Origin of the sequence: Rhizobium sp. CB3171, assembly GCF_029714265.1 — a bacterium.
Lineage (GTDB): Bacteria > Pseudomonadota > Alphaproteobacteria > Rhizobiales > Rhizobiaceae > Rhizobium.
The window spans coordinates 859,201-876,278 of record NZ_CP121652.1; the positions used below are offsets into that span (position 1 = coordinate 859,201).

At 60.2% G+C, this 17,078-nt stretch carries 15 protein-coding genes and 2 pseudogenes; 6 read left to right on the forward strand and 11 right to left on the reverse strand.

Going from position 1 to position 17,078, the window contains the following annotated elements; all coding sequences use genetic code 11:
• The first annotated feature begins 4 nt into the window (after positions 1 to 4).
• Together QA648_RS04250 and QA648_RS04255 are read left to right on the forward strand one after the other, a co-directional pair.
• Positions 5 to 1,501 (forward strand): leucyl aminopeptidase, encoded by a 1,497-nt coding sequence (locus QA648_RS04250; protein WP_104822571.1) that lies wholly within the window; start codon positions 5 to 7, stop codon positions 1,499 to 1,501.
• Positions 1,502 to 1,533: 32 nt separating this feature from the next.
• Positions 1,534 to 1,983, forward strand: coding sequence for a DNA polymerase III subunit chi (locus QA648_RS04255; RefSeq protein WP_104822572.1), 450 nt, complete (start codon positions 1,534 to 1,536; stop codon positions 1,981 to 1,983).
• Between the two features lie 30 nt (positions 1,984 to 2,013).
• On the opposite strand, the pseudogene QA648_RS04260 reads toward QA648_RS04255, so the two are convergent.
• A pseudogene (locus QA648_RS04260) lies at positions 2,014 to 2,558 on the reverse strand (GrpB family protein).
• Between the two features lie 72 nt (positions 2,559 to 2,630).
• Positions 2,631 to 3,554, reverse strand: coding sequence for a Gfo/Idh/MocA family oxidoreductase (locus QA648_RS04265; RefSeq protein WP_104822574.1), 924 nt, complete (start codon positions 3,552 to 3,554; stop codon positions 2,631 to 2,633).
• 232 nt (positions 3,555 to 3,786) lie between these two features.
• Here QA648_RS04265 and QA648_RS04270 point away from each other — a divergent pair, with 232 nt between their 5' ends.
• Both QA648_RS04270 and QA648_RS04275 read left to right on the forward strand, forming a co-directional pair.
• Positions 3,787 to 4,362 (forward strand): TRAP transporter small permease subunit, encoded by a 576-nt coding sequence (locus tag QA648_RS04270; protein WP_104825042.1) that lies wholly within the window; start codon positions 3,787 to 3,789, stop codon positions 4,360 to 4,362.
• Complete coding sequence (locus QA648_RS04275; protein WP_283049851.1) at positions 4,362 to 6,131, forward strand: TRAP transporter large permease subunit; 1,770 nt, start codon at positions 4,362 to 4,364, stop codon at positions 6,129 to 6,131. The genes QA648_RS04270 and QA648_RS04275 overlap by 1 nt, the downstream gene beginning before the upstream one ends.
• 80 nt (positions 6,132 to 6,211) lie before the next feature.
• On the opposite strand, the gene QA648_RS04280 is transcribed toward QA648_RS04275, so the two are convergent.
• The 6 genes and pseudogenes from QA648_RS04280 to QA648_RS04305 all read right to left on the reverse strand — a co-directional run bounded on the left by QA648_RS04280 (position 6,212) and on the right by QA648_RS04305 (position 13,845).
• Positions 6,212 to 7,318: a TRAP transporter substrate-binding protein gene (locus tag QA648_RS04280; RefSeq protein ID WP_104822576.1), complete on the reverse strand. Its 1,107-nt coding sequence runs from the start codon at positions 7,316 to 7,318 to the stop codon at positions 6,212 to 6,214.
• 143 nt (positions 7,319 to 7,461) lie between these two features.
• Positions 7,462 to 9,522 (reverse strand): prolyl oligopeptidase family serine peptidase, encoded by a 2,061-nt coding sequence (locus QA648_RS04285; RefSeq protein WP_283049853.1) that lies wholly within the window; start codon positions 9,520 to 9,522, stop codon positions 7,462 to 7,464.
• 123 nt (positions 9,523 to 9,645) lie between these two features.
• Positions 9,646 to 10,536, reverse strand: a complete 891-nt coding sequence (locus QA648_RS04290) for a polysaccharide deacetylase family protein (protein WP_283049855.1) — start codon at positions 10,534 to 10,536, stop codon at positions 9,646 to 9,648.
• Positions 10,537 to 10,730: 194 nt separating this feature from the next.
• Positions 10,731 to 12,620: an ATP-binding cassette domain-containing protein gene (locus QA648_RS04295; RefSeq protein ID WP_283049857.1), complete on the reverse strand. Its 1,890-nt coding sequence runs from the start codon at positions 12,618 to 12,620 to the stop codon at positions 10,731 to 10,733.
• Between the two features lie 47 nt (positions 12,621 to 12,667).
• The gene (locus QA648_RS04300) at positions 12,668 to 13,174 is read right to left on the reverse strand and encodes a hypothetical protein (protein ID WP_283049859.1); all 507 of its coding nucleotides are present in this window, start codon (positions 13,172 to 13,174) and stop codon (positions 12,668 to 12,670) included.
• A gap of 160 nt (positions 13,175 to 13,334) precedes the next feature.
• Positions 13,335 to 13,845: pseudogene (locus tag QA648_RS04305) on the reverse strand (DinB family protein).
• 227 nt (positions 13,846 to 14,072) lie between these two features.
• On the opposite strand from QA648_RS04305, the gene ndk reads away from it, so the two are divergent.
• Positions 14,073 to 14,495: a nucleoside-diphosphate kinase gene (gene ndk, locus QA648_RS04310; protein WP_104822581.1), complete on the forward strand. Its 423-nt coding sequence runs from the start codon at positions 14,073 to 14,075 to the stop codon at positions 14,493 to 14,495.
• Positions 14,496 to 14,568: 73 nt separating this feature from the next.
• Here the strand turns inward: ndk and QA648_RS04315 are convergent, their stop codons facing one another.
• On the reverse strand, positions 14,569 to 15,078 hold the full coding sequence (locus tag QA648_RS04315) for a hypothetical protein (RefSeq protein ID WP_283049862.1): 510 nt from the start codon (positions 15,076 to 15,078) through the stop codon (positions 14,569 to 14,571).
• A complete protein-coding gene (locus QA648_RS04320) occupies positions 15,075 to 15,626 on the reverse strand; it encodes a CGNR zinc finger domain-containing protein (RefSeq protein ID WP_104822583.1) in 552 nt (183 codons plus the stop codon). The genes QA648_RS04315 and QA648_RS04320 overlap by 4 nt, the downstream gene beginning before the upstream one ends.
• A 64-nt stretch (positions 15,627 to 15,690) precedes the next feature.
• On the opposite strand from QA648_RS04320, the gene QA648_RS04325 reads away from it, so the two are divergent.
• A complete protein-coding gene (locus QA648_RS04325) occupies positions 15,691 to 16,587 on the forward strand; it encodes a branched-chain amino acid ABC transporter permease (RefSeq protein ID WP_283049864.1) in 897 nt (298 codons plus the stop codon).
• Positions 16,588 to 16,606: 19 nt separating this feature from the next.
• Here the strand turns inward: QA648_RS04325 and QA648_RS04330 are convergent, their stop codons facing one another.
• On the reverse strand, positions 16,607 to 17,077 hold the full coding sequence (locus QA648_RS04330; RefSeq protein ID WP_283049866.1) for a molybdenum cofactor biosynthesis protein MoaE: 471 nt from the start codon (positions 17,075 to 17,077) through the stop codon (positions 16,607 to 16,609).
• Position 17,078: the final 1 nt, after the last annotated feature.

Genomic DNA, 17,078 nt, shown 5'->3' on the forward strand with positions numbered 1-17,078 from the left:
AGAAATGTCTGTGAAATTCGAGATTTCCTTTGCCAAATCGGTTCGGCTGACTGGCGGTCTGGCCATTCTCCTGAAAGACACGGACAGCGAGTTGCCGGCAGGGGCAGAAAGTGCCGATCCGGCAAATGTTTTCGCCAAGGCCGCACGGATTGCCCGGTTCACCGCCAAAGGCTTGAGCAGCCTCGATATCGTCGCGCCCGAAGGCTCGCCGGTCGACCGTATCATCGTTATCGGCACCGGCAAGGCGAAGGAGCTGAATGCGCATGATTGGCTGAAGCTCGGCGGCGGCGCGGCCGCGAAAATCCGCAATGTGGAAAAGGCTGCGATCTTCATCGATGCACATGACGGTGAGACCGAGGCCACGGCAGCGGCCGATTTCGCCCTCGGCATGCTGTTGCGCGCCTATAGCTTCGATACCTACAAGACGAAGAAGAACGACGACGAGGACAAGAACGGCACGCCGAAGTCCGTCAAGGTGACGATCGTTACCTCGAATGCCGCTGCGGCGAAGAAGCTCCTCGCGGCATCGGAAGCGATCGCCGACGGCGTGATTCTGGCCCGCGATCTCGTCAACGAGCCGCCGAACGCTCTCGGCCCGGTCGAGTTTGCCGCCAAAGCCAAGGGGTTGGAAAAGCTTGGTGTCGAGGTGGAGATCCTGACGGAGCGTGAAATGCGCCGGCTCGGCATGGGGGCGCTGCTTGGCGTGGCGCAGGGTTCCGTGCGTCCGCCACGCCTGGTGATCATGCAGTGGAAGGGCGGCAAACCGAAAGACAAGCCGATTGCCTTCATCGGCAAGGGCGTGGTGTTCGACACCGGCGGCATTTCCATCAAGCCGGCTGCCGGCATGGAGGACATGAAAGGCGACATGGGCGGGGCTGCCGCCGTCACCGGCCTGATGCACGCGCTCGCGGCGCGCGGCGCCAAGGTCAACGCCATCGGCGTCATCGGCTTGGTCGAAAACATGCCGGACGGCAATGCCCAGCGTCCCGGCGATATCGTCACCTCCATGTCGGGCCAGACGATCGAAGTGATCAATACGGATGCGGAAGGTCGGCTCGTGCTCTGCGATGCGCTCTGGTATACCAACGACCGCTTCAAGCCGCAGTTCATGATCAACCTCGCGACGCTGACCGGCGCCATTCTCATCGCGCTCGGCAATCTGCATGCCGGCCTGTTCTGCAATGACGACAAGTTGGCGAATGAACTGACCGCTGCCGGTCTTGCCACCAACGAGCGCCTGTGGCGCATGCCGCTCGGCAAGGACTATGACAAGATGATCGACAGCAAGTTCGCCGACATGAAAAATACCGGCGGCCGCCATGCCGGTTCGATCACCGCCGCGCAGTTCCTCAAGCGTTTCGTCCAGGAAACGCCTTGGGCACATCTCGATATTGCCGGCACGGCCATGGGCTCGATCCAGGACGAGATCAACCAGTCCTGGGGCTCGGGTTTCGGCGTGCGCCTGCTCGACGAGCTGGTCCGCCAGAATTACGAATCGTGACCTTCGAAGGTGTTTGAGATAGAAGGAACGGCATGACCGACGTTCTCTTCTATCACCTGACCGAATCGAAGCTGGAAGACGCCCTTCCTCCGCTGATCGACAAAAGTGTCGAGCGCGGTTGGCAGGTTGCCATCCAGGCACGCGAAGCGGCGCGGCGGGATGCTCTTGACGTGCATCTCTGGACCTATCGCGAGGACAGTTTTCTGCCGCATGGCACGGATGATGGAGACATGCCGGACAAGCAGCCGGTGCTGCTGACCGTCTCGCCCGACAATGCGAACAACGCCACGGTCCGCTTCTTCGTCGACGGCGCCGAAGCCTCGGATATCGAGAATTATCAGCGCGTTGTTTTCATGTTCGATGGCTACGACCAGGAGCAGTTGGAAGGCGCCCGGGCGCAGTGGAAGAAGCTGAAGGGCGAGGGGCATAACCTCACCTATTGGCAGCAGACCCAGGATGGGCGCTGGGAGAAGAAGGCGTGATCATTCTTCTTTTCCCCGTTGGGAGAAGGCTTAGTCACCAGTCGCTGCAACAATCTTGCCAATAAAGACCTTCTTCGCTTCCGTATATGCGGCACGATTGTCGGCATATTCGTCGGCTAGCCCGATTTTCAGTGCCTCATAGGCTTGGGCGAGAGCGGGATTTGCGCGGAGCCTGTCGCGGAACAGGATAAACCGGTTCCATTGGGCGCCGCCATGTTCGACGATGTGAACGAGATGGGTGCGCGTTTCGCCTTTGATGCCGCGGCCGAAAATATGATCGTCGGGGACGATGTCGTTGCCGGCATACTCATAACCGATCTCTTCCATTGGCTTGATGCAACGGAATCCTTCGTCGAAACGCCTGACACCAACGGCGATATCGATGATTGGCTTGGCCTTGATCGCCGGTATCGACGTACTGCCGAAATGCTGGATGTCGATGCGAGATCGCCGAGGGCTTTGCGGATGGCGGTCTCTTCCAGCGCATAGGCTTCCCGCCACCTGGCATTCGGCTCTGCCAGCGTGACGAATTTGTGTTTCACGCCCAGCCCGAAGCTTTCCCCGCTTTCAGACATCGCAATCTCCCCAACCCATGAAGATGCGCCACTTTAGCATTCTGCGCGGCGCATCTCATCGGTCAATGGAGCTTAGTCGTGGAAAGCCTCGACGAACTTGCGCTTGCCGAGCATGAAGGCGTCGGCGACATGGCGAAGCGGTGCCAAATCGACATCAGACGTGCCGGCTTTGACGATCTCGGCGAAGCGGCGGTAGAGCGAAGGATATTCCGCCTCTGGGGCGGTGAACTTCAATTCGCCGTTCACCGAAAGCTTCGAGCCGCCCTCGGAGAGCACCATCTGGCCGGCTTCGGTTTCAGCGACGATATCCCAGCTCTGCTTGCCGGTCTGGCGCCAGTCGAATTCGGCATGGACGGCAAGTCCCTGGCCACTCTTGAACTGCAGGTCGGCCGCAATCGGCGAATCGCGGTTTTCGGGGAATTCCAGCACTGCGCCCGTCAGAAATAGCGGCGGCAGGATGTGGGTGACGATCGATAGAGCATTGATGCCCGGATCGAAGACGCCGAGGCCGCCGGCCTGCCAGATCCATTCCTGATTCGGATGCCAGTGGCGCACGTCTTCCTTCCAAATGACATGGACGCTGTTGATCGTCGTCGCGTCGAGAAAAGCCTTCGCGGCCTCGACAGCAGGCGCATAACGCGAATGCCAGCTCGCAAAGAGAGAAACGCCCTTTGCCTTGGCAAGCGCCTCGAGATCGGCAACTTCGCTCAGCGTGGCGCCCGGCGGTTTTTCCAGGAAGACATGCTTGCCGGCCTGAAGAGCCTTGTAGGCAGCCTCATAGCGATATTGCGGCGGCATGCAAAGCGAGACGGCATCGATCCCGGCAACGGCGTCCAGCATGGCCTCGATGCTGGTGAAGGCCGGAATGCCGTCGACGGTGCCGTGGCGGCTCGCCGTGGCGATCAGTTTGAAATCCGAATTGTTCGCGATGGAAGGAAGGTGCTGGTCGCGGACGATCTTGCCGACGCCGACGATGGCGAGGTTGATGGGGGACATGGGTGTCTCTCGATTAGTATGATTATTTGCATGATCTTTTATCAGAATGCAGCGGGCGGGCAAGGCCGGCAAGCGCAATTGCTGGCAATCAGGTGGACGCCTGGCATTTCTTGCTGCTGCGCTGTCACATTTGGAAAACCAGCTTACACTCTTGATTCACAGCGTAAAATCGGCACTCTGCCTGTACGCGGCAAGGAGATCTCGGGGAAGACCGCTGCGGGGGAGAAAAATGATGAAAGCATTGCTCGGCTTCAGCCGGCTCGTGGATGCTGTCACCGAATTCATTGGCAAATCGGTTTCTTGGCTCATTCTGGTCGCCGTGCTTGTCAGCGCCGGAAACGCGATCGTCCGCAAGGTGTTCAACACCTCGTCCAACGCCTGGCTGGAAGCGCAATGGTATTTGTTCGGCGCCGCCTTCATGCTCGCCGCCGCCTATACGCTCAGGCAGAACGAGCACATCCGCATCGATATCGTCTACGGCGCCTTACCGCGGCGCGTTCAGCACTGGATCGATCTGCTCGGTCATTGCCTGTTCCTCATGCCCTTCGTGCTTCTGATGGTCTATGACCTCGTGCCCTATGTTCGCACGTCCTTCCTATCGGGCGAGGTTTCGTCCAGTGCTGGTGGCCTGATTATCTGGCCGGGCAAGGCGCTATTGTTGGTAGGCTTCCTTTTATTGGCGGTGCAAGGTGTTTCCGAAATCATCAAGAAGATCGCCGTCATGCGCGGCGATATGGAGGACCCGACACCATACGTGCCGACGCACGCGCCCCTTGATGCCGAAACGCCTGCCGGGGAGGCGCGCTGATGATTGAATTCATTGCCGTGAACATGGCCCCGATCATGTTCGCTTCGCTGATCATCTTCCTACTGATCGGATATCCTGTCGCCTTCGCGCTCGCCGCCAACGGACTGCTGTTCTTCTGGATCGGCGTCGAGCTGGCGCCTTATTCGGGCGGTTCCATCCATCTCTCCTGGCCCTTGCTCAACGCGCTGCCGGATCGGTTCTGGGGTGTGATGTCCAACGACACGCTGCTGGCGATCCCGTTCTTCACATTCATGGGCATCGTGCTGGAACGCTCGGGGATGGCGGAGGACCTGCTCGATACCGTCGGTCAGCTCTTCGGCCCGATCCGTGGCGGTCTTGCTTACGCGGTGATCTTCGTCGGCGCGCTGCTCGCTGCCACCACCGGCGTCGTCGCGGCCTCGGTCATCGCCATGGGCCTGATCTCGCTGCCGATCATGCTGCGCTATGGTTATGACCGCAGCCTTGCGTCCGGTGTCATCGCCGCGTCTGGAACGCTTGCGCAGATCATTCCACCGTCGCTTGTGCTGATCGTGCTGGCTGACCAACTCGGCCGTTCGGTGGGCGACATGTATGCTGGCGCGCTGATCCCCGGTCTGGTGCTGACCGGCATTTACATGCTCTACGTGCTGATCATGTCGATCGTCCGGCCGAATTCGATGCCGGCGCTGCCGAAGGAGGCGCGCTCGCTCGGCTCCGGGGTGACCTCGCTTTTCATCGCGCTTTTGGTCGGCGGCGGCGTTGCCTATGCGGCTCATGTCTACCTGACACCGATCTACGGTGAGAATGCCGATATTCTTGGTGCAACCGTCGGCGTCGCTTTCATCTATGTCGTCGCTGTCATCGATAAGACGTTGAAGCTCAACCTGATGTCGCGGCTGGCCCAGCAGGTGATCATCGTGCTGATCCCGCCCTTGGCGCTGATCTTCCTCGTGCTCGGCACCATCTTCCTCGGCATCGCAACACCGACGGAGGGCGGCGCGATGGGCGCAACCGGCGCGCTGGTGATGGCGGCAGCGAAGGGGCGGCTGAACATGGATGTAGTTCGCTCGGCACTCGCATCGACGACACGGCTCTCCTCCTTCGTGCTGTTCATCCTGATCGGCTCGCGCGTATTTTCGCTGACCTTCTACGGCGTCAACGGTCATGTCTGGGTGGAGCATTTGCTGGTGTCGCTGCCGGGTGGGCAGGTCGGTTTCTTGATCGCCGTCAACCTTTTGGTTTTCGTGCTGGCCTTCTTCCTCGATTTCTTCGAGCTCGCCTTCATCATCGTGCCGCTGCTGGCGCCCGCCGCCGACAAGCTCGGGATCGACCTGATCTGGTTCGGCGTCCTGCTCGGCGTCAACATGCAGACGAGTTTCATGCACCCGCCCTTCGGCTTTGCGTTGTTCTATTTGCGCTCGGTGGCTGCGAAGGTGCCTTACCTCGACAAGGTCACCGGCAAGAAGACGGCGCCGGTGACGACCGGCCAGATCTATTGGGGTGCAGTGCCCTTCGTCGGCATTCAGATCCTGATGGTTTCACTGACGATCATGTTTCCGCAGATGGTCATGCACTACAAGGGAGCAGGCGCCGGAATTGATCCCAATACCATCAAGATCGAAGTGCCCGGCTTTGGTGCGCCCGGCCAGGATAATGGCGGCGGTCTCGGTTTGCCGGGCGGCCTGCAGCTCCCGGGTGCCAATCCGCTCGACAACAAGCCGGCAGATCAGGGCGGCGAAAAGAAGAACCCGCCTGCGAATGATCTCAGTCAGCCGCCGTCATTCAATTGAGCAGGGGACGAAGCGGCTGCCGCATTCCAAAGAGAAACCCCGGAGCATCGCTCCGGGGTTTCTTGTTTCGAATCCAATGATCAGAGCTTTCCGGCGCGTTGCTGCGTCATCATGTACACGTCGTAGCTGTATTCGGCGACCTGCGCGTAAAGATAGTGGCCGCCGCGGAACGCCTTGATCGATTCCCAGATCTTTTTGAAGGTCGGGTTCGATGCTTCCATCTCGGCGTAGACTTCGTTTGACTTGTCGAAGCAGGCGTTCAGGATGTCGGTGCTGAACGGACGCAGCTTCGCGCCTTCGGCCACGACACGCTTGATGGCTGCCGGATTGAGATAGTCGTATTTCTGCAGCATGTCGGCATCGGTTGCCTGGGCGGCGGTGCGCAGCAGCGACTGATAGGCCTTCGGCAGGCCTTCATAGGCCGCCTTGTTGAACATGACGTGTACGGTCGGACCGCCTTCCCACCAGCCGGGGTAGTAGTAGTAGGGAGCGACCTTGTAGAACCCGAGCTTTTCGTCGTCATAGGGGCCTACCCATTCGGCCGCATCGATCGTGCCTTTTTCCAGCGCCGGATAGATATCGCCGCCGGCGATCTGCTGCGGCACAACGCCGAGGCGCTCCACCACTTTGCCGGCAAAGCCGCCGATACGCATCTTCAGACCCTTGAGGTCGGCTACGGTATTGATTTCCTTACGGAACCAACCACCCATCTGCACGCCGGTATTGCCGCTCGGAAAACCAATCAGCCCTTGCGTCGCCAGGAATTCGTTGAACATGTCGATGCCGCCGCCATGGTACTGCCAGGCGTTCATGCCGCGGGCATTGAGCGCGAAAGGAACGGCCGCGCCCAGCGCCCAAACCGGATCCTTGCCCCAATAATAGTAGGAGACCGTGTGGCAGGCCTCGACCGTGCCTGCGGATGTTGCGTCGGCAGCCTGCAGGCCGGGCACGATTTCGCCGGCGGCGAAGACCTGGATGGTGAAGTTGCCGTCGGTCGCTTCCGAGACAAATTTGGACAGCACCTCGGCGCCGCCATAGATCGTGTCGAGCGATTTCGGAAACGACGAGGTCAAACGCCAGTTGATCTTCGGATTGCTCTGAGCAATGGCCGGAGCCGCCAGGGCTGCGGCAGCAACCGAGCCTGCGCCGGCAACACCGGCTTTCCTCAGAAATGAACGACGATCCATCTATCTACTCCCCCAGAGGTGAGCGGGCGGTTTGGCCCGCTCTTCGTGATCACGCCGCAACTAATCATGTCGTCAAGCGCGTTTCAAGCGCGTCGAATAATCTTACAACTGCCGATTTTCGTTTGATGTCTAAAGGACTGATTTCAATTCTCACGCGGCTTCGCGATCGTCTCGCGAAGGAAGCTGTAACCCAGCGCGATACGCGCCGCGAGCTGCGTCGATGCGCCGTCGCCGCCATGGCCGCCCGAGTGGAATTCGTGGAACAGCGGATGATGGCCGAGTTCCTCCATGCGCGCAGCAAACCGCCGCGCATGGGAGGGATGAACCCGGTCGTCATTGCTGGAACTCTCGATGTAGATGGGCGGATAGGTGATCTCCGAAGCCGGCTTGAGATTGTGCAGTGGCGAATAGGAAAGCAGATAGTCCCGGTCCGCCTGGTCGTCGGGATTGCCATATTCGTCGATCCAGGCCTTGCCGGCCGGGAAGACGTGGAAGCGGGACATATCGAGCACCGGCACCTGACACCAGGCCGCGCCGAAGTCGTGCGGATAGCGTGTCAGCATCACGCCGGTCAGCAGCCCGCCATTGCTGCCGCCATTGACGGCTATGCGCTGTGGTTTGGTGTAGCCGCGGTTGACGAGATCGCGGGCGACGGCGACAAAATCGGCAAAAGCTCTGTGGCGGCCATGCCCCTTGGCGGAACGATGCCAGTTCGGACCGAGCTCGCCGCCGCCGCGGATATAGGCTTGCACATACGCGCCGCCCTGTTCCAGCCAGCGGCCGATGACTGCCGAATATTGCGGACGAACCGAAAAATCGAAGCCGCCATAGCCATACATCAAGACCGGCAGTTCACCGTGGGTCCATGTCTTCGGCAATACCAGGCGGTACGGCACTTTCGTACCATCTTCTGACGTGGCCTCGAGCAATTCGGAGGTCATGCCGTCGGTGTCGAAATAGGCCGGCGAGCTCGCGGCGTGAATGAGTTCAAGCGGCTTCTTGCGGTCGGCAAGCTCCAGGCGATAGCAGGAGGGCGGCTGCAGGAAGCCTTCGCCATAGACCTGCAGCGTGTCGTCGCCGAGATGGAGGTCGGAATAGAGCGGCCAGACTGTTACAGTCTGAACATCGGCCGGCAGCGTGATTTCCTCGATCGCCGCATCGGCCTTGGTCAGGTCGAAGACGAAAAGGCGGGGCTGCAGTTTGTCGGAGACGACGAAGACGCACCATTCGCGCATCAGCAGGAACTGAGACACCGACTGCCGCTCGCCGGGCGAAAATAACACGCGCATCGCCTCGGCGCCGGCATCGGTGGCCTCCCGCGGCAAGGGTTGCAGCGCCAGGCTGCCGGCCGGTATGCGCTCGTCGGTCTTGGCGAGCCAGAGGCAATAGGAATAGTTGAGCTGGACGTCGATGTCCCTCGGCAGATCGATCCGCCGCAGAGAAAAATCCTGCTCTTTGACGAAGACGCTGGAATTGCCGATTTCGTGGCCGGTGATGAACAGCCGGATCGGCTTGGCCGTACCTTTCTTTGCGATGCCGGCAAGCACCGGATCGAAGACCAGGCAGGAGCCATAGACGTCGGTGTCGGCGGTTGCGTAAAGCAAGGGTGCCTTTGCCGGCGCCTGGCCACGCTTCAGACGGCGACCGACGCGGGGCCAGCCGGAGCGCGTCGAGGAGAGGCGGTCAATCGAGCCGAAATAGGCGATCTCGTCGCGGTTGAGCCAGGTGGCGTGGCAACGCGTCGGCGGCGTGTCGAATCCGCCTTCGACGATGCTCTTGGCTTCGCAATCGAACTCCAGCAGGCGTCCAAGATCGGAGCCGCCGTCGGAAAGGCAAAGCAATACCCGCGTCGGTTCCCAAGGGCAGGTGATTGCGCCACGCCAGAGCCAAAGCTTGTTTTCCGATGCGCAGAAAGCGTCGAGATCGAAGATCGGCTCCCAGGGTGCGTCGGGCAAAGGGGCGAGATTGGCGGGCAATCGGAACCACATGCCGAGGGGGTGATCTGCGCTGCGGTGGAAGTCGAACAACCACTTGCCGCGGCGTACCACCTGGATCAGCCGGTCCTTACGCTCGATCAGAGCCTTGATCGCCGCCCGGTCCACCTCGAACTCAGGCGTCATCAGCGCCTGTTCAGACTGTGCATCCCTTTCAGCGACGAATTGCAGTGTCAGTGGATCGTCGTCATGCTCGAGATGGAGATTCATAAGGGACCTGATATGCCATTGATGAAGTGAGTCATATATAATCAAATCAAAATACATTCGGGGAAGCAACAGTGCTTCCCCGAATGTGTTTCATCTTACAGTTTTCCGAGGCCTATCCCGCCTTCAGCGCACAACCGTGACGCTGGCCTGAGCGATCAGGTTGGTTGCAGGTGCGGAGGTGCCCTTGTACTTCAGCGTCACGACCTTGTAGCCCTCTCTTTCGAGACGCGACAGAAGAGTCGGCAGCATGGTGGCCGTGCGCTGGTGGATGTCGTGCATCAGGATGATGCCGCGACCGCGCTTGTACAGTTGGTTCATGGTGCGGGTTACGACGGCTGAGGGCGTCGAGTTGAAATAGTCCTTGCTGTCGATATCCACATCCATGACGACGAGATCCCGCATGGCGACGGCGGTGCGCAGGCGCTTGGAATCAGCGAGATAGGGGAAGCGGAAGAAGGAAACATCCGTACCGATGACCTTGGCGACGGCGTGTTCGCCGCGGGTGATCTCGGCCATCGCCATGTCGAAGCTCATCTTGTCGAGATCGGGATGGCGGAAGGTGTGGCTGCCGATGGTGTCTCCGTCGGCAAAGACCTTCCGGGCGGTGGCCGGGTGCGCCTCCGCCATCTGGCCAACCATCATGAAGGCCGCCTTGACGCCGAATTTGTCGAGCGTGGAGAGGATGCGCTCCGTCTTGCCCGGAGCCGGACCGTCGTCGAAGCTGAGAATGACTTCCTTGTCGTCCAGCTTGAGGTCGTGCAGCGAGGAAACTTCCAGTGTGCGCCCGGCGAGGTGATGCGGACCGCCGTTATCGACCGTCTCCCTGGTTTCAAGCTCGGCGCTGGCCCATTTGGTCGGCTCCATTTCGACTGGGTCGTTGGCTTTCAGCGGCTTATGACGCGGCTCTTCCGCTGCAAAACTCGTCTTCAGTGAAGCTTCGTTGCCCGGTTTTGTGGCGCAGCCGGCAAGGGATAGGGATACGGCAAGGCCGGCCAAGAGAAGACGGAAGGTCATGGGAATCGCTCAACAATATAGGTCAATGAATGTTGGGCGTATTTTTTCCGATTATGGTTAATGATCGGTTAGGATTGACGCACGGATGCCGAGGGAATTAACCATTTGAAGAGGGCTGCACGTCCTTCCGAACGAGCAAGACCGCTCCGATATTTTGGATATAAGGCATCCGTTTGTTGGTGATGCGGGATGCTCTAGCCGGCCATCCCGCTTTCATATTCAGACGAAAGCTCAAGCCATTGCTCTTCCGCGGCTGCAAGCTTTTCCGCCGCGTCGGAGCGTTGCTTGGCTTTCTCGGCCGCCTTTGCAGGTGCCTTCTCATAGAGGGCGGGATCTGCAAGTTCCGCATCAAGTGCCTGAATCAGTTTCTCCAGCTTGCCGGTCAAGGATTCGATATCGTTGATCTTTTTCTTGAGCGGCGCCAGCGAGGCGCGGCGGTCGGCATTGAGCTTGCGCTGATCTGCCTTGGAGACGGAATCGTCGGCGCCATTGGTCTTGCCCTTGTCGTCCCTCGGCTTAGGGCTGGCGACGACGAGGCTGCGGTAATCTTCCAGGTCGCCGTCGAAGGTGGAAACCGTGCCGTCGCGCACGAGCCACAGCTGGTCGACAGTTGCCTCGATGAGATGGCGGTCATGCGAAATCAGGATGACAGCGCCGGAATAATCGTTCAGCGCCTGAATCAATGCATTGCGGCTGTCGATATCAAGGTGGTTGGTCGGCTCGTCGAGGATCAGAAGATTCGGTGCATCGAAGGCGGCAAGGCCCATCAGCAGCCGCGCTTTCTCGCCGCCGGAGAGATCCTTCACCTGTGTGTCCATCTTCTCGGTCGCAAGGCCCATCTGGGCGACGCGGGCGCGCACCTTCGCTTCCGGTGCATCGGGCATGCGGCGGCGCACATGCTCGACGGCGGTCTGGTTGGGCACGAGATCGTCGAGTTGATGCTGGGCAAAGAAGCCGATCTTCAGGTTCGGCGCCAGCTTCACATCGCCGCTTTCGGCATCGAGGCGGCCGGAGACGAATTTCGCGAAGGTGGACTTGCCGTTGCCGTTGGAGCCGAGCAGGGCGATGCGGTCGTCGGCGTCGATGCGCAGGTTGAGGCGTTTCAGGATCGGCTTGCCGGGCTCGTAGCCGACCGCGCCGCCAGTGACGGCGATGATCGGCGACGCTGCCTGCTTTTCCGGTTCCGGAAAGCTGAAGCCCATCACATGATCTTCGATGACGGCGGCGACCGTGCCCATGCGTTCCAGCGCCTTGACACGCGATTGCGCCTGCCGGGCCTTGGTTGCCTTGGCCTTGAAGCGATCGATGAAACTCTGCAGGTGCTTGCGCGCCGCCTCATTCTTCGCCTTCGCCTTCATCTGCAGCTCGTCGGCCTCCGCCTTTTGCCGCTCGAACTGGTCGTAGGAGCCGCGATAGAAGGTGAGCTTCTTTTGATCGAGATGGACGATGGAATTGACGGCCGTGTTCAGAAGATCGCGGTCATGCGAGATGATGATGACCGTGTGCGGATAGCGGCGGATGTAATCTTCCAGCCAGAGCGTGCCTTCGAGGTCGAGATAGTTGGTCGGCTCGTCGAGCAGCAGCAGGTCCGGCTCGGAGAAAAGTACCGCTGCGAGCGCCACGCGCATGCGCCAGCCGCCGGAAAAGGAGGAGGCGGGTCGGTGCTGTGCCTCATGGTCAAAGCCGAGGCCGGCGAGAATGCTGGCGGCGCGCGCTTCGGCCGAATGGGCGCCGATATCGGCAAGGCGCGTCTGGATGTCGGCGATGCGATGCGGATCGGTCGCCGTTTCGGCTTCCGCGAGCAGGGCGGTGCGTTCCTTGTCGGCCTTCAGAACGATCTCGATCAGCGGCTCCTCAGTACCCGGCGCTTCCTGCGCCACCTGGCCGATGCGGGCATTGCGCGGAATGGAGACCGAGCCGCTTTCGGCGGCAAGATCGCCGGTGATCACACGGAACAATGTCGACTTGCCGGCGCCATTCTTGCCGACAAGCCCCGCCTTCGTGCCCGCCGGAAGCGTCACGCTGGCATGGTCGATGAGGAGGCGGCCGGCAATGCGGGCGGAAAGGTCGGAAATCGAAATCATGGCGCGGTTTTGGCCGAACTCCGCGCCGAAGGCAAGAGCCGGAGCGCTTAGGCGCGGGTGCCGCCCGCTCGCGACGGCAGGCGGGCGCAGTCTCTCAGCCGCTCCGTCAGCTCGGTTTCGTAAAGCAGCAGGTTGCTCAGTGACGCGTTGAGACTGTCCATGGCGGCGGCGACATGCGGCGCTGTTTCGATCTCGCGGGCAAAGCCCTGTTTCTTCATCAGCCCCTCAGCCAGTTGCGCGGCCACTTCGCGCAGCATCTCGGCCGCATCCGCCTCGGATTTCCGCGCGACCAGGCCGCAATGGCTGACGAGGCGATGTTTCAAGCCGATATCGTCGAGGCTGGCTTGCGAGGGGGCGGGGCCAAGCGCTGCGATCTCGCTGGCGATCTTGCGATCCGAACCGTGGAGCGCTTCATGGAAAAGCTGGTAATTGCGCGGCAGGGCTTTGACTTTCAGCTTGGCCATATGGCGGCCGATCATCTCGAGGTCGGTCGCTGCCTCGCTGTCGTCATTGCCGATGGGATATGCTGAAACACCTGCCTGCGAACTCTTCATGCCTGCTCTCTGATGATCCGCTACCTGATATATTTCGCAAATTGCAGGTGCGCAGGTTAAGGCAACATGAACAGAACGTCATACTGGCGGGATATTGCAATAAAATTAGACAGTCGAACAACGCCAAACTGTATTGGGGAATGCTGGCTCGCGCCCTGCTTCACATCCAGCGCTTTCCGTCCGTGCGCACGAAATAAATCAGATCGAGACTTAGCGACGGTTTGCCCATTGCCGTCAGTATCATGTGGCATTGGCCGCGGTGGTGGGTCTGATGGTTGAAGAAATGAGTGAGCGCCGGCATCAACGGATGGGTGATGACACCTGGCCGAGTAATCGGCGTGTAGGTGATGTCGGCAGCAAGCGCCTCATCATCGAGCGTTGTCCATCCAATCGATGATGCGCCGGTCCTCAGCCTCGCGAGCCGCACGAAGATCCGTAAGATTGTCGTGCAATATGATATCCAAGGCTGCCGGCATTTCGCCGATGCCGGTGAAGCGATGCATCCAGGCGCGATCGCCGACCAGAATGTGATTGAGCGTGCCGTGCAGCGAGCCGAAAAAGGCGCCTCGGTCCTCGCGATACTCGGCATCGCTGAGCTCAGCGGCGGCATCGTAAAGCAGGGCGTTGGCCCAGCGGTTGTAATCGGCGAACATTCTGTAATGTCTCAGCATCCCGGCCTTCCTCCAAAAGCAATGAAGCAAGCATAAAATGGAAAGGAGTAAATGGGGCTGATGGCGCCCACGAAATTTGCTGATGGGTTGTCAACTGGCCGTCAGTCTCGCTCCGAATCGGGCATTCTGAGTGTGACAGCAGCGTGAAATTGGCGCGTCCCCCTTGTTTTCAGGCTGTGGGGCGGGTAAAGACCGCCCACTTTTCTCTGACGACAAGGACGTGACCCATGGCGATTGAACGCACTTTTTCGATGATCAAGCCGGACGCAACCAAGCGTAACCTGACCGGCGCCATCACCAAGATTTTTGAGGACAATGGCCTGCGCGTCATCGCTTCCAAGCGCGTTTGGATGAGCAAGCGCGAAGCCGAAGGCTTCTACGCCGTTCATAAGGACCGTCCTTTCTTCGGCGAGCTCGTCGAAGGCATGACCTCCGGCCCGACCGTCGTTCAGGTTCTGGAAGGCGAAGGCGCCATCCTGAAGAACCGCGAAATCATGGGCGCGACCAACCCGGCCAACGCTGCCGAAGGCACGATCCGCAAGATCCATGCTCTGTCGATCGGCGAAAACTCCGTTCACGGCTCGGACGCTCCGGAAACCGCCGCGATCGAAATCGCCTACTGGTTCTCCGAAACCGAAATCGTCGGCTGAATCAGTCATTCAGCCTGCGCGCTGAAGCAATTGAATTCATAGAAGAAAGCCGGGGTCTTGCGCTCCGGCTTTTTCATGCCGGGCAGGCCTCATCGTGGCCATAGTCTATGCTGCCATCGGCTTTGAAGACATCCGGGTTCTTTGTATAGCTCGGGCCGACCACGAGCGGCCTCGTCGGCAGCACGGTCTGGTCGAGATCGGATTTCACCTCGGTCTTGATTGTCTGGATCGTCTTGTCGCTGGCATCGACGAGCTTGATCGAGACGGAATAGGGGTGGTCCTTGCGCACGCAGCGCAGATCGGGGCTTTCGAGCGTGATCTTGTCCCAGAACGTATAGATCTTCTCGCGCACTACCAGGGGATCGCCGCCCGCCGGGTTTTCGAATTCCGCGACCGCCGTCGTGCCCTCCGGGATCGGCGCGATCTTCTTCAGCGTAATCATGTAGCTCGCGCTCGCGACGCGATAGTTGAAGACGAAGAGCCTGCCGCTGAGTTCGGTCGGACCGTTTTCTGCCTGCCGCTGACAGCCGGCAAGCGCAAGGCCCGCAATTGCGGCCATCAAGACGATCGCCTGGGTTCTCATGGCGCACTCTCCTCCTTCTTGCGGCGATAGTGCCGGTTCGCCTTGGCGCGGTTGCCGCAGACCGCCATGTCGCACCAGGCCCGGCTTTTGTTCTTGCTGCGGTCGATGAACAGCCAGCCGCAGTTGCGGCAGATTTTCATGCGGTCCGGATCAGGCATGGCAATGAGCCGCAGCGTCGAATGCACCGTCGCGGCGTCGAGCCCATCGGGCGAGGTGGCCCGACGCAGCACCTTCGACAGCGCCTCCAGCAGATCGGCCAACAGCGCGTCGGCGTCACGGTCGAGGATGCGGGCGCGAAAATAGCGATCGATCGCTTCACGCAGATCGAGAAAGCCGGATCTATTCTCCTGCCTCACCGGCAGGATATCGCCGAACAAGGCCCGCTCGGCGCAGAAATTCATCGCCGCTTTCGGAAAGCTTTCCATCTGCCCCGGCGCCTCGAAACGATCGGTGCGCCGCTCATCGTCGTGGCGCATTATGACGCTGTTGGCGACGTCCAGCGCCAGTGCGCCGCCGGAAAACCGATGTGGGGTCCAGGAAAAGCTCATGCTCAAAATTATAACTAGTAAAATGGATTTTACTAGTTACTATTCGTCGATATCCGGAGGTTCCATGGCCTATCTCCTGCAGCAATTGGCAAATGCCGTTCCGCTTGCCGCGCTCTATGCGGCGCTGGCTTTCGGCTATGCCGTTGCTTTCGGTGTGATGAAGCGGGCCGATATTACCTATGGCGCGCTTTTCGCCTTTGCCGGCCAGATGCTGGTCCTGTTCACCGACGTCGGCTACACGAGGATGTTTCTCATTCTGCCGGCCGCGCTCGCCTTCGGCACTGCCATTGCGCTCGCCTATACGCTGGGGACGAGCTTCCTCATCGGTCGTTCGGTCATGCTGCCGCTGTCGCGCAAATCGCCCAACACGATCATCGTCGCAGCGCTTGGCATGATGATCATATTGATGGAGACGGCGCGGCTGGCTTCCAATACGCGCGGCATCTGGCTGCCACCTTTTTTGAACGAGATGATCGTCTTTTGGGACAGCGGCGGTTTCCGGGTCACGCTGACCGAAATCCAGCTCCTCAATACGGCGCTGATGATCGTGGTGATCCTCGGCGGGACCTATGTGCTGAGATATACCGGATGGGGGCGCATCTGGCGGGCGGTGACGGATGATGCGCTGGCGGCCGAGCTTTGCGGCACAAGTGCCAACCGCGTCTTTCTCCTGGCGTATATGGCCTCAGCATTGGTCGCAACCGCCTGCGGCCTGCTGGCGACTTGCTATTACGGCACGATGGATTTCGGCGCCGGGCTGATGTTCGGGCTGAAGGTGCTGATGATTGCCGCTGTCGGCGGTTATTCCGATCCGCTGAAATCGGCGGGTGGAGCGGCATTGCTCGGCCTGTTCGAGACCATGTGGGGCGCCTACGGACCGTTCCTCTGGCGCGATTTCGTGATCTTCTCGCTGCTCGTCCTGCTGCTGGTATTGAGTCGGCGGGAGCGTGTGGCCCCGTAGAGCAATTGCGCTCTAAAGCCTATTCTTTATCGGCCCATTTGGCCCGCGCGGCATCGTCCGCATCCTTGGCCGAAACCCAATCGCCTTGCCTGCCGTCTTTTGCATGCTCCTTCTTCCAGAAGGGCGCCGAGGTCTTCAAAAAGTCCATGACGAAATTGGCACCGTCAAAGGCAGCTTGCCGATGCGAGGCGGCGGCGATGACGAGGACGATGTTTTCTCCCGGAGCAATTTTGCCGTAGCGATGGATGGCCGTCAGGCCGCGAAGCTCGAAGCGTTCGATGGCGAGCGTCGCGATGCGGGTGATCTCCGCCTCCGCCATGCCGGGATAATGTTCGAGCTCGAGAGCACCCAGCATGCCGCCTTCGTCGCGGCAGAGGCCGGAAAAGGTCACGACAGCGCCGATATTATGCTGTCCTTCGGTCAGGCGGTCGACCTCGGCCTGAAGGTCGAAATCGTCGCTTTGAACCCTGACAAACGGCCCGGCAGCCATG